Origin of the sequence: Streptomyces flavalbus (assembly GCF_042674625.1) — a bacterium.
Lineage (GTDB): Bacteria > Actinomycetota > Actinomycetes > Streptomycetales > Streptomycetaceae > Streptomyces > Streptomyces flavalbus.
This window is the reverse complement of sequence record NZ_JBHTEB010000001.1, coordinates 5,140,916-5,156,900: the sequence shown is the minus strand read 5'-3', so window position 1 is coordinate 5,156,900 and position 15,985 is coordinate 5,140,916. Positions and strand designations below refer to the sequence as shown.

Genomic DNA, 15,985 nt, shown 5'->3' with positions numbered 1-15,985 from the left:
ACAGTGGCACAGGTGGCGGCGCGGGCGACCGTCGGCGCGGTGAACGGGCTGACCGCCCGCTGGGCCGGGACGGTGACCGCGGACGGGAACACGGCCTTCGCGGCCCCCGGTGTCTGGCCGCTGCTGGCGTTCCTCGCGGACGGCGCGCACGGCCCCGCCCGCGCGGAGCTGGCGGACGCGCTCGGCCTGCCCTCGGACCGGGCGGCGTCGGCCGCGCGCGAGGTGCTCGGCACGCTGGAGGAGGTGCCCGGCGTCGACTCCGCCCTGGGACTGTGGACCAAGCGGACGGTGGAGCCGCACGCCGCGTGGACGGACGGCCTGCCCACGCGGGCGCACGGTGTGCTCACCGGGGACGCGGCGGCCGACCAGCGCGCCCTGGACGCCTGGGCCGCGGCGCGGACCGGCGGGCTCGTCGACCGGCTGCCGGTGGCGCTGGCCGAGGACACCGAGCTGGTGCTGGCGAGCGCGCTCGCCGTGCGCACCGGCTGGCTGCGCCCCTTCCGGGACTGGCCGTTCATCCCCGAGACGGGCCCGTGGCGGGACCGGCCGCTGCCCGGCCTCTTCCGCCGGAGCGCCGTGCTGGACCGGATCGGGGTGGCGGACACGCCGGACGGCCAGGTCACCGAGGTGAAGGTGCTCGGGGACACCGCGGTGGACGTCCATCTCCTCCTCGGGGAGGAGCGGATGACGCCGGGCCAGGTACTGGGCGCGGGCCTCGGGCTGCTCACCCGCGCGTATCCGGTGGTGCCGGGCGGGCGGCTGCCGTACGGGGAGGCGGGGCCCGGGGTGCGGGTGGTCCGGGAGCTGGACACGCGCCCCGCGCCACCGACGCTCGACATCGAGACGGTGGCGTTCGACCTCACGGCCCGCCACGACCTGCTCGCCGCGCACCGCCTGTTCGGACTGACCACCGCGAGCGACACCGACCGGGGCCACTTCCCTGGCATCAGCGACTTCCCGCTGGCCGTCGGGTCGGCCGCGCAGTCCGTGACCGCGGCCTTCGGGGAGCGGGGCTTCGAGGCGGCGGCGGTGACCGCCGTGGCGGCGGCCCCCGGGGGCGCGGCGCCCGCCCCGCGCTACCGCACCACCACCGTCGAGGCCCGCTTCGACCGCCCCTTCGGCTTCCTCGCCGTGCACCGCAGGACGGGGCTCGCCCTCGTGGCGGGCTGGGTCGGGGACCCGGGGACCCACCCCGAGGGCGAGGAGACTCCTGACTGGTAGGTCACTGACTGGCCAGTCGCTGACCGCTGTTCAGCGGATCAGAACTGCAGCGCCCAGGAGTCGATGCGTCCGGTGTCGTAGTTCGCGTTGTCGCTGACCCGCAGCCGCCAGGTGCCGTTGGCGACCTCCGAGGAGGCGTTGACGCCGTACGTGGTGTTGATGTTGTCCGCGCTGCCGCCGGTGCCGTACGCCTTGAGGGTGTACGCCGTGCCGTCGGGCGCGACGAGCTGGACCTGGAGGTCGCCGATGTACGTGTGCACGATGTTGACCTCGACGGCCAGCGTGGCCGGCGCGTTGCCGGAGACGCCGGAGACGGTGATCGGGGACTCGACCGTGGAGTTGTCGGCGATCGCGTAGTCAGCGGTGTTCTCGAAGCGCGGTCCGGGCGGGGTGGTGGGGCCGCCGCCGACGTACAGCAGGCGGTTGGGGGAGCCGGTGCCCGGGTTGGAGACCACGTTCGGGGTGGCGGCGGCGACCAGCGCCGAGGACACCTGGGCGGGCGTGGCGGTCGGGTTGTCGGCCAGGTACAGCGCCGCGGCACCGGCGACGTGCGGGGTCGCCATCGACGTACCGGAGATGGTGTTGGTCGCCGTGTCGCTGGTGTTCCAGGTGGAGGTGATCGACGAGCCCGGCGCGAACAGGTCGAGGACCGTGCCGTAGTTGGAGTAGCTCGCGCGGGCGTCGGTCGACGTGGTGGCGCCGACCGTGATGGCCTCCGTCACGCGCGCGGGTGAGCGGGTGGAGGCGTTGGTGGACTCGTTGCCCGCCGCGACGGCGAAGGTGACACCGGCGGCGACGGCGTTGCGCACGGCGGTGTCCAGCGCGGTGTCCGCGCCGCCGCCGAGGGACATGTTGGCCACGGCGGGCTTGACCGCGTTGCGGGCCACCCAGTCGATCCCGGCCACGACCTGAGCCGTCGTACCGGAGCCGGAGTTGTTCAGCACCCGGACGCCGACGACGCGCGCCTTCTTGGCGACGCCGTGGGAGGTCCCGGCGACGGTGCCCGCGACGTGCGTGCCGTGGCCGTTGCCGTCCTGGGCGGTGTTGTCGTTGTCGACGGCGTCGTAGCCGTAGGAGGCCCGGCCGCCGAAGTCGCTGTGGGTGATGCGGACACCGGTGTCGATGATGTACGCGGTCACGCCCTGCCCGGCGGAGTCCGGGTAGGTGTACGAGCTGTTCAGCGGGAGGTTGCGCTGGTCGATCCGGTCCAGGCCCCAGGAGGGCGGGCTGGGCTGGGTCGCGGCGATGGTGAAGGTGCGGTTCTGGACGACCGACGCCACGGCGGGGTCGGCGGCGAGACGTTTCGCCTCGGTCTCGGACGCCTCCACCGCGTAGCCGTTGAGGGCCTTGGTGTAGGTGCGCTCGATGGTGGCGCCGTACTTCTTGGCCAGCGCGCGGCCCTCGGCGGAGCCCGAACGGGCCTCGTCCGCCTTGAGGGTCACGATGTAGCTGTCGGCGACGGCGTTGGCCGCGCCCTCGTACTGGATGCGGCCCTCGGCCGGTGCCGCGTCGGCGGGCAGCGCGGTCATGAGGCTCGCCGCGAGCGCCGCGGTGGCCGCGATGCCGGTCGCGGCCAGTCTTCGGCGGGCGTGGAACAGGGGAGTACGCATCACTGCCATCTGAGGGGTCCTCCTCAATCGGTGGTGCGCTGGTGGGGGGATGGTGCGGGGGGTGGCGCCGACGTACCGGAACGGGGTGACAGTGATCAGGTGCATGTCAACCCGGAACGGCACCGCGGGGTGCGCCGTGCCGAACCTGTGCGTCAGGCGAAAGATTGAGGGATCCACAGGAATTGCACAAGGGGCCCCGCGCGGACCGGAGCACCGCCGGCGTTGTCAGTGGGTCCCGTTACGGTGACGGGGACTTGATCGAAAGAGGCCGTCCGGCGAGGGAGCCGGGCGTGGGGGTGGAGTGTGCGCGACGACGTGACCGGGTTCCCGTTCCCTGACGAGGACACCTTCGTACTGCCGGACGCCTGGCGCGCGCTGGCGTACCCGAGGCGGGCCGGGGGGCGCCGGGAGGCCACGGCACCGCACCCCGACGCCGGGGAACTGGTGGCCCGGCGGCTGCGGGAGACCGCCGACCGGGTCGAGCGGCTGCTCGCCGCCCCCGGCAGCGACCCGCGGCTCGTCGCGGCGGTCCGGGCCCACCGGGGCGGCACGCCCGATCCGCTGGGCGCCGCCGTCCTGGCCGCGGTGGCGGTCAGCTTCGAGGTCCCCAAGGGCGTCTTCGTGGACACCTGGGCCGCCGACCACGGCGTCACCTTCGCCGCGCTCGCCGCCGTCGCGTACTTCCGCATCACGTCGGACGGCACCGAGTACACCGGGTACGGCCGCGACGAACTGCTCCTACGCGCCGACTACCACCGCGTCGACGCGTGGTACGCGCGGCCCCACTTCGCCGACCGGACGCGGGAACTGCTCGCCGCCGCCGACGAGGAGACCTACCGGCGCACCGTCGACGCGCTCGCCGGGCAGCGCACCGACGAGCGCACCCGCGTCGCCGTCACCTACCTGGTGCCCGACGAGCGGGCCTGGTCCACCGAGTGCACCTCCGGTCCGCCCAGCGAGGACGAGCAACTGCGGGCCATGCTGCTGGCCTCGCTGCACTCCCCCGCCCAGCTCGCCCACTTCGGCGACCGGGTGCGGCTCGCCTGGGACGGCTGGCGGCCCCCGCTCGTCGCCTCTCTCGCCCAGGGCACGGGACCGGCCTTCGCCCCGCTGCTGGCCCCCCTGCTGGAGTACGACCACGAGGGCGAGTTCGCCTCGGCCCTGGTGGAGCTGCCGACCGACGACGCCTTCGGCATCCTCCTCGCCCACGCCGAGCGCAAGCACGTGCGCCCGCACCTGCTGGCGGCGCTGCGGCGCTACCCGGTGCGCGCGCTGCGGCTGGTGGGCGCGGCGGCCTGCGGTTCCGGGCGGGCCGCCGCCAACGCCGGGTACCTGCTGGCGGGGCACGTCCGAGCGCACCCGGCGCTCGCCGCCGCCGTGCTGCCCGAGCTGGCCGAACTCTCCAAGGACGTCGCCGCGCGCGTGGAGACGCTGCTCAGCGGTGCGGACCGGGCGCCGGACGCCCCCGTCGAGGCGCTGCCCGCCGTGCTGGTCAGCCCGCCGTGGGCGGGCAGGAGCAAGCCCGCGAAGGCGCGCGTGGCGGCCGAGGTGACCGTACCCGCGCCACGGGTCGCCTGGGCCGCGGGTGAGCGGGAGGAATGGGCCAGCGCCTTCGGCGGGTACCGGGGCGGGCGCCGGGACTGGTCGCCCGAGATCCGGCTGCTCCAGCGCGGCGGCACCCTGCCGGACATCCGTGACTCCCGGCTGTTCGTCGACGGCCCCGAGGACGAGGTCCGCCCGCTGCTCGCCGACTGGGCGCCCGACGACTGGTGGGACGGCGAGCGCAGGCTCCGGCCGGTCGCCGCCCGCCACGGACTGCACGCCGTGCCGGTGCTGCTGCGCGGCACCGCCCAGCGCCCCGCCACCCTGGGCCCGCTGCTCCTGCCGTACCTGCACGTCGACGTGGCCGGGCGGCTCTGCGACTGGCTGACGCGGCTGAAGACCGTCCGCAAGCTGGCCCGCGCCTGGCTCACCCGGCACGGCCTGGCCGCCGTCCCGTACCTGGTGCCGCACGCCGTGGGGCCGGTCGGGCGGGAGCGCACCGGCGCCGGGCAGGCGCTGCGGCTGCTGACCGCCGCGCACGGGGACGCGGCGGTGCTGGAGGCCGCCGCCGGGTGCGGGCCCGAGGCCGGGGGAATCGTCGCGGACCTGCTGGCCGCCGACCCGCTGGCAAGCGCCCTCCCCGCCCGCGTCCCCGTCGTCGGTGACTGGGCCGACCCCGCGCTGCTGCCGCAGCTCATGCTCACCGACGGCGGCGCCGTGCCCGCCGAGGCGGCGGGGCACGCCCTGACCATGCTGGCGCTGTCCAGGCCCGGCGAGGTGTACCCCGGCGTCGACGTGCTGACGGCGCACTGCACCGCCGACTCCCTCGCCGCGTTCGCCTGGGGCGTGTTCGAGCAGTGGCGGTTCAACGGGATGCCCGCCAAGGAGAGCTGGGCCCTGCACGCCCTGGGCTGGCTCGGTGACGACGACACCGTGCGCCGTCTCACGCCCGTGCTGCGCGCCTGGCCGGGCGAGGGCGCGCACCACCGTGCCGTGGAGGGCCTGGACGTCCTCGCCACGATCGGCACCGACCTGGCCCTGGCCCACCTGCACGGCATCTCCCAGCGGGCGCCGTTCAAGGCCATCACGGCGCGCGCCCGGGAGAAGATCAGCGAGGTCGCGGAGGGCCTCGGGCTCACCCGCGAGCAACTGGGCGACCGGCTCGTCCCCGACCTCGGCCTGGCCGCCGACGGCACCACGGTCATCGACTACGGCACCCGCCGCTTCACCGTCGGCTTCGACGAACGACTGCGCCCGCTCCTGCGCGACGCCGACGGCAAGCTCCGCAAGGCCCTGCCCGCCCCGGCCGCCGGGGACGACCCCGAGCTGGCCCCGGCCGAGCGCAAGCGGTTCGCCGCGCTGAAGAAGGACGCCCGCGCCGTCGCCGCCGACCAGTTGACGCGCCTTGAGGCCGCGATGGTCGCCCAGCGGGCCTGGGCCGCCGCTGACTTCCGGCAACTGTTCGTGGCGCACCCGCTGCTGTCCCACCTGGTACGGCGCCTGGTGTGGCTGCGCGAGCTGGACGGCGCGGTGACCGCGTTCCGGGTCACCGCACAGGGCGCGTTCACCGACGTCCACGACGACGCGCTGCCGCTGCCCGGCGAGGCGCGGGTCCGGCTGGCCCACCCGCTGCGGCTGGGTGGCGACGTGACCGCGTGGGCCCGGCTGTTCAGCGGCCACGGCATACTCCAGCCGTTCCCGCAGCTCGCCCGTCCCGTGCACGCCCTCACCGCCGAGGAGGCCGACGGCCACCGGCTGACCCGCTTCGAGGGCGTACGCGTACCGGTCGGCGAGCTGCTCGGCCTCACCAGGCGGGGCTGGGAGCGGGGGGCGCCCCAGGACGCGGGCGTGGAGCGCTGGTTCTTCCGGCGCGTCGACGACGACCGCTGCCTCGTCGTCGCCCTGGACCCCGGGATCGCCGTCGGCATGGTCGAGCACCGGGGCGACCAGACCTTCCGCACCGTCTGGCTCGACGACGGCCCCGGCGACTACCACCCCCGGCACGCCCACCGGCTGCGCCTGGGCGACGTGGACCCGGTCATCGCCTCCGAACTCCTCACCGACCTCACGGCGGTGACCACCCCGTGACGGCGTCGGCGCTCAGTCCGCGTCCTTGACCTCGTCGTGCCGCCCCAGGAGGCGGAAGGCGCCGTCGCGGACCTGGTAGAGGAAGTTCGTGCCGAGGGGTGCCAGGACCTGGGTCCTGTCCTGGCTGAAGCTGAGCCGCTTGGCCACGCCGTCGTGGGAGACGCGGAAGATCCGCTCGGCGATCCTGCCGGGTTCGACGTCGGATTCCCCGCCGAGGGCGGCGATCGTACGGGCCACCAGGTGCACGGCGTCGTACGCCTCGGCGGCCCAGCGGCCGGGATCGTCGCCGTAGCGGCGGCGGTGGGCGGCGGTGAACGCCCTGGCGGCCTTGGAGGTGGCCGACTGGGGTGCGGTGTAGGGGGCTCCGAAGACCCAGCCCTCGGCGGCGTCGCCCGCCTCCGTGAGGAACGCGGGCCGCATCACGGGCTCGTACGCGGCGCGGGGCCCGGTGAAGCCCTCGGCCGCGAGCGCGCGGGCGCAGGCGGCGGCGCGGCGCGGTGAGGCACCGGCGAACACCACGCCCTGCGGCCGGTCGGCGAGCGCGGCGCGGACGGCGGAGCGGAAGCCCTCGTCGGCCGCCACCGGGTAGGCGGTGGCCGTGCCCTCGGCGGGTGGCGTGGCCTCCATCTGGCGGGCGTTGTCCCAGGCGACCGCACCGGAGGCCCGGTCCTCGATGACGGCGGTGCGCTCGGAGCGCCGTACCCGGCTCAGGTAGTCGAGCAGGGCCAGGTGGCGGTGGGCGCCGTTCGCCCGGGTCACGCACAGGGTGCGCAGTTCGCTGGTGGACAGGGTGGTCGCCTCCGTGTCGACCGACACGAGGACGACCGGCAGCTCGGCGGCCCCGTACAGCGGCGCCGCGGCCTCCGCGGTCGCGGTCGCCGTGGGCCCGAGGACGGCGCGCACCCGGGAGTCGTCCAGCACCTGGCGGGCGACCCGCTTGGCGCGGGCCGCGTCGCCCGCGTCGTCGTGGGTGGTCAGGGCGAGCCGGAACGCGGCGTCCGGGCGGGCGTTGTGCGCGGCGACGGCGAGGCGCGCCCCGTGCTCGTGCGCCGTGCCCGTCCCCCGCCCGGGGCCGCTGAGGTCGGCGTGCAGGGCGAGGGTGTGGGTCGGCAGGTCCCCGGAGGAGCCGCCGCCCGCCGGGGTCCCGCGCCGGGACAGCAGGACGGCGGCCCCGGCGGTGGCGACCACGGCGGCCACCGAACCGCCGACCGCCAGCACCCGCCGCCGCGAGGTCCCGGCCGACGGCCCCACCCGTGGCCCGTCCCCTGACCCCTCCCCGGACCCGTCCCCGGCCCGGGTGGGCGGCTCCGCCCGGGGCGGCGGCACCAGCGCCCGCGCCGACCGCTCGGCCACGAGGCGCAGCAGGTCGGCGGGCAGCCAGTCGCCCTCCGGTGCCGGGCCCCGGGGAGCACCGGGGGGCGCCGACGTGGGGGCGGGCCCAGAGCCCGAAGCAGACGCCGCCGACGCCGCGGGCTCGGGCCTGGCGGTGACCGTGGGCGCGGGCACCGACCCGCCCGCCCCGCGCCCCGGCGGCCCCCAGCCCCGCAGCACGTCCCGCACCTCCCCCGCCGTGGGCCGCCCCTCGGGCTCCTTGGCCAGGCACCGTCTGACCACGGCGCACGCCGGCGGCGGCAGCGCGCGGTCCAGGCCGGTCAGGTCCGGTTCCTCGTGGACCGTGCGGTACAGGACCGCCGCCGGGTCGCCGGTGCCGAACGGCCGCCGTCCGGTCGCCGCGTACGCCAGCACGCAGCCGAGGGAGAACACGTCGCTCGGCGGCCCCACCGCGCCCCCCGAGGTGCGCGCCTGCTCCGGGGAGAGGTAGCCCGGCGTGCCGATGACCGCGTCGGGCGCGGTGAGCGCGGTGGTCCCGGCGCCCTGGGCGATGCCGAAGTCGATCAGCCGGGGCCCGTCCCGGGCGAGCAGGATGTTGCCGGGCTTGACGTCCCGGTGGACCAGTCCCGCCGCGTGCACCTCGGTCAGCGCCGCCGCCAGCCGGACGCCGAGGGTGAGGACGGTGGCCGCGGGCAGCGGACCGTGCCCGTCCACGGCCTCGGTGAGGGCGGGGCCCGGCACGAAGTCGGTGGCGAGCCACGGCTCGCGCGCCTCCGTGTCGGACGCCGTCACCGGCACCACCCAGCGCCCGTCGAGCCCGCTGGCCAGCCGCACCTCACGGCGGAACCGGGCCCGGAACGCCGGGTCGGCCGCGTACTCGGCGCGGATCATCTTCAGCGCCCGCAGCGCACCGTCCGGAGTGCGGGCCAGGTAGACGGTGCCCATGCCGCCCGCGCCGAGCCGGGCCAGCAGCCGGTGCCCGCCCAGCGTCTCGGGGTCGTCGGCCCTCAGCGCGCGCATACCGCTCCCGCCGTCACGTGGCGTTCACCGGGCCGACGTAGCCGAACCGCCCGCCGTCGACGCGGAAGTGGTGGACCGTGTTGGCCTTGAGCCGGTTGCTGTCGTTGAACTCGTAGGTGGCGACCTTCCCTTGGTAGCGGGCCTTGGCGACGGCGTCCGCGATCCGGGCCCGGCTGGGCCGTCCGTCGCCCTCGGCGGCGAGGGCGGAGAGCCGGTTGACGAGCAGCCAGGTGGTGTCGTACGCCTCGGCCGCCCAGACGCCCGGCGCGTCCCCGTAGCGCTTCCGGTAGGCGGCGGCGAAGGCGCGGACGGACTTGGCGTCGGGCGGGATGTACGAGGTCAGGGTCTGCCAGCCGTCCGCCGCGTCGCCCGCCGCGGCGGTGAAGTCGGCGGTGGCGGAGTCCGCGTCGAGGAACCGCGGCCCCGTGAAGCCGCGTTCGGCCAGGGCCCGGGCGACCGTGGCGGCGCGTTCGGCGGTGCCGGTGTAGTAGAAGCCGTCGATGCCGTGGTCCAGCATGTCGTCGAGGACGGACGTCACGTCGGGGGCGGCTGCGGGCACGACCCGGGTGTAGAGGTTCAGCCGCACGGTCGTCGCGGCGCTCCGGGCGATGAGCACGTACTCCATGCCGATGATGCCGCCCGCGCGGTCGACCAGCAGACCGGGGCGGAACGACCCCTGGGTGCCGAGGGTGGTGACGGTGGTGTAGGCGCCGTACGCGGCGACGGGCGCGGTCTGGAAGTAGCGCTTGGTCTGGATCAGGGTCGACACCGTGGCGCTGGTCGAGGTCTCGGAGACGGTCAGCAGGGGCAGTCCGGCGGCGTTGTAGATCTCCAGGGCGGCAGCGGCGGAGTCGTAGCCGGTGGGGCCGATCGCGGCGAGCAGCGCGCGGTCGCCGGTCAGGTCCCGGGCCACCTGCCGGGCGCGGACCGGGTCGCCGCCGTCGTCGGCCACCCGCAGTTCGAGGTCGAAGGCCCTGTCGTCCCGGGCGTTGAACTCCGCCACGGCCAGCCGCGCGGCCCGCTCCTGCGCCTGTCCGGCCCGCCGCCGCGGTCCGCTGAGGTCGGCGTGCAGCCCGATCGTCCAGGGCCGGGCCGCGGGCGGCCCGTCGTCGTCCCCGCTCAGCGCCGCCCACAGTCCCGCGCCGCCGCCCGCCGCCAGCAGCAGCGCGCCGCCCGCGCCGAGCGCGAGCACCCGGCGGCGGCCGGGCGCCTTCGGTCCGTCGTCGGAGAGCTGGGTCGGTTCGATGCCGGGCAGCGCCAGCATCTCGGCGGCCCGCGCGGCGACCATCGCGACCACCGGGTCGGGCAGCCAGCCGATGGACCCCTCGGGGGCGTCCTCCACCAGCGCCTCGTCCACCTCGGCGGCCGAGGGCCGGTCCCCCGGCTCCTTGCTGAGACAGCGCCCGAGCAGCTCCCGCAGTTCCGGGTCGGGTACGGCGTCCAGCTCCGGGTCGTCGTGGACGGTGCGGTACAGCAACGCGTCAACGACGTCGGCCCCCGTGCCGAACGGCGCCTGTCCGGTGGCGGCGTAGGCGAGCACGCAGGCCAGCGAGAACACGTCGCTCTCCGGGCCGACCCGCTGCCCGCGCGCCTGCTCCGGGGAGAGGAAGCCGGGGGTGCCGACCACCAGGCTCTCCGCCGTCAGCGCGGTCTCCTCGGCCGCCGTGGGCCGGGCGATGCCGAAGTCGATCAGCCGGGGGCCGTCGGGGGCGAGCAGGACGTTGCCGGGCTTGACGTCCCGGTGCACGAGTCCCGCCGAGTGCACCGCGGCCAGCGCCCGCGCCAGCACCTTGCCCAGCACCCGCACCGCCCGTCCCGGCAGCGGCCCGCAGGCGACGACCGCCTCGGCGAGCGAGGGTCCGGGCACGAACGCGGTCGCCAGCCACGGCACCTCGGCCTCGGTGTCGGCGCCGAGCACCGGCACCACCCACGGGCTCTCCACGCGCCGCGCGGAGGCGGCCTCACGCCGGAACCTGGCCCGGAACTCCCGCTGGTCGGCGTACTCGGGCTGGATCGCCTTGACGGCGGCGAGGTCCCCGCCGTCCTCCGTGCGGGCGAGGTACACCACGCCCATCCCGCCCGCGCCGAGCCGCCCCAGCAGCCGGTGGCCGCCGAGCCGCGAGGGATCGCTGGGAAGCAGCCGCTCCATCAGGCGCCCCCGTCCCCGGCGGCCGAGGAGTCCCCGGCGTCCTTGGTGGCCTCGGCGTCCTTGGACTCCGTCGACCCCGTCGACCCCGTCGACCCCGTCGACTTCTCCGACTTCTCCGACTTCTTGGAGTCCTCCCCCGGGTCCTCGACCGGCCGTCCGATCGCGTCCTGCACCCGGACCATCATCATCGGCCCGGCCGTCCCGGCGAGGGTGTTCAGCTCGTCCTCGTCCTGCCCCCGGCCCCCGCACACCGAGGTGCTGACCACCACCGGCCCCAGCTGCAACTGGTTCCACCAGTACGGATACGGCCCGCCGCGGGTGTCACTGACGCACTCGCCGGTCTCGTACAGCATGTCGTCGCTGTGGTTGTTGGCCCCCTCGCCGCCCGCCTGCGCCTGCGACGTGAGCCCGGTCAGCCGCTCCCCCTCGCGCAGGGTCTGCTCCTCGCAGCCGAGGGCCTCCTCCAGCATCCCGGCCTGCTCCCACGCCGCGTCCAGCGCCGTGCGGTGCACCGTGACGGTGGCCGACATCCGGGCCTCCCCCTTCTTCCCCGCGGCGGGCACGACGTAGTGCCGGGTCAGGGTGGCGAGTACGTCGTCGGGCAGTTCCTCGCGCTGCCACACGCAGTCCTCGCCCAGCACCGCCCAACGGCTCGGATCGCTCTCGTACGGTGTCCCGCGCACCGCCTTGGAACCGAACATCTCCGGCCCGCCCAGCACCTTCCGGATGAGCGCCCGCGCCTCGGCCGCGGTGCCGGGCAGCTTGGCCGGATCGGCCTCGACGGTGGGCGCCGTGACGGGCCGCGGCTCGGCCTCGGCGCCGGGTGCCGCGGACGCGCTCGCCCGTGGGGACCCGCTGGCCGTGCCGCTGGACCCGCCCTTGGCACCGTCCCCGTCCGTGCACCCCGCCGTCAGCGCCCCGCACACCGCCAAGGCGCAGCAGACGCCGAGCACCCGTGTGCGCTCCACGTCCTCACCCCCTCTTCCGGTTCCCCGACGACCGCGGTCGGCAGCCGCCCCATGCCGGTACCGATGCCCCGGGGGTCCCCCGCGGTTCCGCCCCCCCGGACGCCAGTACGGCCCAACTCTCGCTGAGCGCAGGTGAGTTCGGAAGACACGGGGAGATGAAGGGGGGCCAACCGCGCGGCCGTCGCCCCTCCCGTCCCACCCGTCTCTCACGTCACGGTTTGATCACGTGACGTTTTCTTTACATGTCCATGGCAAATGTTGCCCCGAGCAAAAGTTGTGGTGGGGACTTCGTGAACTCTGGGGTGGGGTCGTGGGCGTGAGACGGGTGCGCCGCTTCGGCGGCGGACGGGGCGGACGGATACGGGCACTGGTGTCCACGGCGACCGCGGCGGCGGTCCTGGTGGGGCTGCCCGCCTGGGCGCCCCTCGCCCAGGCCGCGGCGGCGGACGAGGTCAAACCGCCGCTGTCGGAGGGGCAGAAGGCGCTCGCCGAGGCCGCCGAGTCGGGCCAGCGGGTCGAGGTCGTCGGGGAGCGGTCGGAACGCACGACCGTCTACGCCAACCCGGACGGGTTCACCTTCACCCTGGAGGAGTCGGCGGTCCCGGTACGGGTCCCGACGCCCGACGGCGGCTGGCGGGCACCCGACGCCACCCTGGAGGTCCGCGCCGACGGGACCGTGGCGCCGAGGGCCGCCGCCGTCGACATGGAGTTCTCCGGCGGGGGCAGCGGCACGCCGCTGGCGAGGATCACAGCCGAGGGCCGGTCCCTGGAGCTGGGCTGGCCGGGCAGGCTGCCCGCGCCCGAACTCGACGGCACCAGCGCGCTGTACCCGGAGGTGCTGCCCGGCGTCGACCTCAGGGTCACGGCGTCGGTGGAGGGCTTCCGCCACGTGCTGGTGGTCAAGACGCCCGAGGCCGCCGCGGCACCGGAGCTGAAGGAGATCGACTACGCCCTGGGGACCACCGGTCTGGACGTCGTCAAGGGCGCGGCGGGCAACCTGACCGCGGTCGACGACGACGGCAACCGGGTCTTCCGGGCACCGCCCGCGCAGATGTGGGACTCGGCGGGCACCGAGGCACCGGAGACTTCCGGCACCCGGACCACGTCCCTCACCGAGGCACCGGAGACCCCCGGCACCCGGACCATGTCCCTGAGCGAGGCCAGCGAGGCACCCACCGCCACGGAGGAGGCCGACCTCGCGGCGGAGACCGAACCCACCGCGGGCGACAACGTCACCACCATGGACGTCAAGGTCTCCGAGTCCGCGCTGACGGTGGTCCCGGACGCGGAGATGCTCACCGGCACCGGCGCCGCCGACTTCCCGCTCTACATCGACCCGACCGTGACCTGGGGCGAGTCCGAGCGCACCCTGCTGCGCAGCGACGGCTACGAGTCGTACGGGTGGAGCAACGGCGACGACGGCCTCGGCAAGGGCGTCGGCAAGTGCGGGAGCTGGTCGGGCTACTACTGCGGTCCTGGCTACGTGCAGCGGCTGTACTTCGAGTTCTCGCCCGCCAGCCTGAAGGGCAAGCAGGTGCTGGACGCCACCTTCCGGGTGACCGAGCCGTGGGCGTTCCAGTGCGACCCGCGGTGGGTGGACCTGGTCCGCACCAACAACATCTCCTCCTCCACCACCTGGTCGTCGCGGCCCACGCACCTGGACCTGATGGGTGACCGGCACGTCTCGGCGGGCCGTGGCTCGCTGTGCGACCCGGACTCCCCGGACGCGCCGATCGAGTTCAACGACAACCCCGAGGAGACCGACGAGAACCTCACCCCCACCGTGCGGAGCTTCGCGGCGGGCAAGTTCTCCCGGCTGACGCTGATGCTGAAGGCCCACGACGAGACGGACACCGCGGCGTGGAAGCGGTTCAGGAACGACGCCGTGCTCGCCGTCGACTACGTGGGTCTGCCCGCCAAGCCCACCGGCATCGGCCTGGTGACCGGCACCGGCACGGTGTGCGAGACGGCCGAGTCGGACCCGGCGGTCGTCTCGGACCCGACCCCGAGCCTCACGGCCACCACCCAGACCGCGTCCGGCGGCGAGAAGGACGCCCAGCTTCGGATCTACTTCGACGTCGACCACAAGAACACCGACGGCACCTGGTCGGACACCACCGCGGGCAACGGCGACCTGCGCCCCTCCAGCGGCTATGTGGGCGACGGGGTGAAACTGTCCATGTCCTGGTCGACGCTGACCGAGGGCAAGCTCTACCGGTACCGGGCGTGGGTGCGCTCGTACTACGACAACGGCGGCAGCTACCTGTCGGGGCCGTCGAACGCCTCGACGACCGGCTGGTGCTACTTCAAGGTCGACCCGACCGCGCCGAAGGCGCCGAAGATCACCCTGGCCAGCCCGTACTCCGTGTGCACGGACACCGCGTGCGCGCCGGGCGGCGGCCCCGGCCAGAAGGCCACGCTCACCTTCGCGCCCGCCACCGGCGACACCAACAACGTCGCCTACCAGTACAAGCTCTCCTCGGCGGACGCCTGGTCCACGGCGGTCAACGGCTCGACGGTGACCCAGGGCGTCACCCCGGCCCGCTCGGGCACCTACAGCGTGTACGTCCGCGCCAAGGACAACGTGGGCCGCTGGGGCGCCCAGGGCGTGGTGGACTTCCTGGTCGCCTCGGGTGAGGGACCGGTCGGCCGCTGGCACTTCGCCGAGGCGAGCGGCGTCGCCGTCGACGCGGCCACCGCGGACGGCAACGACGACGCGACCCTGTACGGCGGCGCCGTACGCGACGACCGGGGACGGCGCGGACTGCTCACCCACGACGCCGAGGGCCAGCCCCTGCCGGAGCTGGTCACCGACAAGGGCCTGGCCCTGAACGGCACCACCGGCTACGCGGAGACCAGCGCGCCCGCGCTGGAGACCCGCTCCGCCTACACGGTCTCGGCGTGGGCGCGGCTGGACCGGGGCGACACCAACGCCTCCGTGCTCGCGCAGCCGGGCGCGAACGGCAACACGTTCATGCTCTGGTACCTGGCCGACGTCAAGCAGTGGTTCTTCGGCGTGCTCGACCCGGACGGCTCGACCGTGCGCGGGCGGTACTCGGTCTTCCCGGCCCAGACCGGCGTGTGGACCCACCTCGCGGCCAGCTACGACCCGTCCTCGGGCGAGCTGATCTTCTACGTGGACGGCCGTCGGCAGGGCCAGCCCCTGACGGTCACCAGCTCCTGGGCGTCCAACGGCGGCCTCCAGATCGGCCGTTACAAGTTCCCGAGCGGCAACTCCACGTACTACTTCCCCGGTTCGATCGACGAGGTCGCCGTCTGGCAGCGGGTGCTGACGCACGAGGAGGTCGCGGACGAGACCCGGCTGCTGGTGTCGGAGAACTACGCGGGCGTCGAGCTGGTGGCCGACTGGAGCGCGGCCCGGGGCAGCGGGACGACCGTCGCGGACACCACGTCCGGTTACGGCCGCTCCCTGACCCTGACCGGCGGAGCGTCCCTCGCGGACGAGGCCATCGTCCTGGACGGCGTGGACGACGCCGCCACGACACCGGGCCCCCTGGTGTACGACCACGCGCCGTTCACCGTGACCACCCTCGTCGAGCTGGACTCGGCGAAGCTGCTGGCCAAGGACGTCGGCTACACCGGCCAGGTGCTGGGCCAGCGCACGGCGGACGGGTCGGCCTGGGGCTTCTGGTACGAGCTGACCGGCAAGGACACCGTCCTCGACGAGGAGACGCTGGAGGAGCGCACGGTCCCGGTCGGCCTGTGGCACTTCGGTCGGCGCAACGCCGACGGCACCTGGTCGTCGGTGGTCTCCGACGAGGTGGCGGCGCTGGACAGCCCGGTTCGGCTGACCGGGATCTACGACTCGGTCTACGGCACGATCAGCCTCTACCTGGGCTACGGGCGCAACGGTGAGCCGAAGGCGTACACCGTGCAGCTCGGCACCGGGGACTTCGCCCTCGGCAAGGGCTTCACGGGCGGTGCGTGGAAGCACTTCCTGCCCGCCCGGATCTCCGAGGTCCGGCTGTGGGCGGGGGCGATGGCGAGCCCGGAGCAGATCGAGACCCGCGTGGGCGACTGAGGACGCCGGTGCG

At 75.1% G+C, this 15,985-nt stretch carries 7 protein-coding genes; 3 read left to right on the top strand and 4 right to left on the bottom strand.

Annotated elements, in window-relative coordinates; genetic code table 11:
• Positions 1-3: 3 nt before the first annotated feature.
• Entirely contained in the window at positions 4-1,221 is a 1,218-nt protein-coding gene (locus ACFQZ6_RS23300; protein ID WP_381612107.1) for a serpin family protein, read from the top strand.
• A 38-nt stretch (positions 1,222-1,259) separates the two neighbouring features.
• On the opposite strand, the gene ACFQZ6_RS23295 is transcribed toward ACFQZ6_RS23300, so the two are convergent.
• Positions 1,260-2,840: a S8 family peptidase gene (locus ACFQZ6_RS23295; protein WP_381612105.1), complete on the bottom strand. Its 1,581-nt coding sequence runs from the start codon at positions 2,838-2,840 to the stop codon at positions 1,260-1,262.
• Positions 2,841-3,134: 294 nt separating this feature from the next.
• Between ACFQZ6_RS23295 and ACFQZ6_RS23290 the strand changes: the two genes are divergently transcribed.
• Complete coding sequence (locus ACFQZ6_RS23290) at positions 3,135-6,461, top strand: DUF4132 domain-containing protein (protein WP_381612103.1); 3,327 nt, start codon at positions 3,135-3,137, stop codon at positions 6,459-6,461.
• Between the two features lie 12 nt (positions 6,462-6,473).
• Here ACFQZ6_RS23290 and ACFQZ6_RS23285 read toward each other — a convergent pair whose 3' ends face one another.
• From ACFQZ6_RS23285 to ACFQZ6_RS23275, 3 genes are read right to left on the bottom strand one after another with little or no spacing between them, the layout of a single operon-like run.
• Positions 6,474-8,813, bottom strand: a complete 2,340-nt coding sequence (locus tag ACFQZ6_RS23285; RefSeq protein ID WP_381612101.1) for a bifunctional serine/threonine-protein kinase/ABC transporter substrate-binding protein — start codon at positions 8,811-8,813, stop codon at positions 6,474-6,476.
• A gap of 13 nt (positions 8,814-8,826) precedes the next feature.
• Positions 8,827-10,962: a protein kinase domain-containing protein gene (locus ACFQZ6_RS23280; protein WP_381612099.1), complete on the bottom strand. Its 2,136-nt coding sequence runs from the start codon at positions 10,960-10,962 to the stop codon at positions 8,827-8,829.
• Positions 10,962-11,930, bottom strand: a complete 969-nt coding sequence (locus ACFQZ6_RS23275; RefSeq protein ID WP_381612098.1) for a hypothetical protein — start codon at positions 11,928-11,930, stop codon at positions 10,962-10,964. The genes ACFQZ6_RS23280 and ACFQZ6_RS23275 overlap by 1 nt, the downstream gene beginning before the upstream one ends.
• 370 nt (positions 11,931-12,300) lie before the next feature.
• Between ACFQZ6_RS23275 and ACFQZ6_RS23270 the strand changes: the two genes are divergently transcribed.
• Positions 12,301-15,972: a LamG-like jellyroll fold domain-containing protein gene (locus ACFQZ6_RS23270; RefSeq protein WP_381612096.1), complete on the top strand. Its 3,672-nt coding sequence runs from the start codon at positions 12,301-12,303 to the stop codon at positions 15,970-15,972.
• Positions 15,973-15,985: the final 13 nt, after the last annotated feature.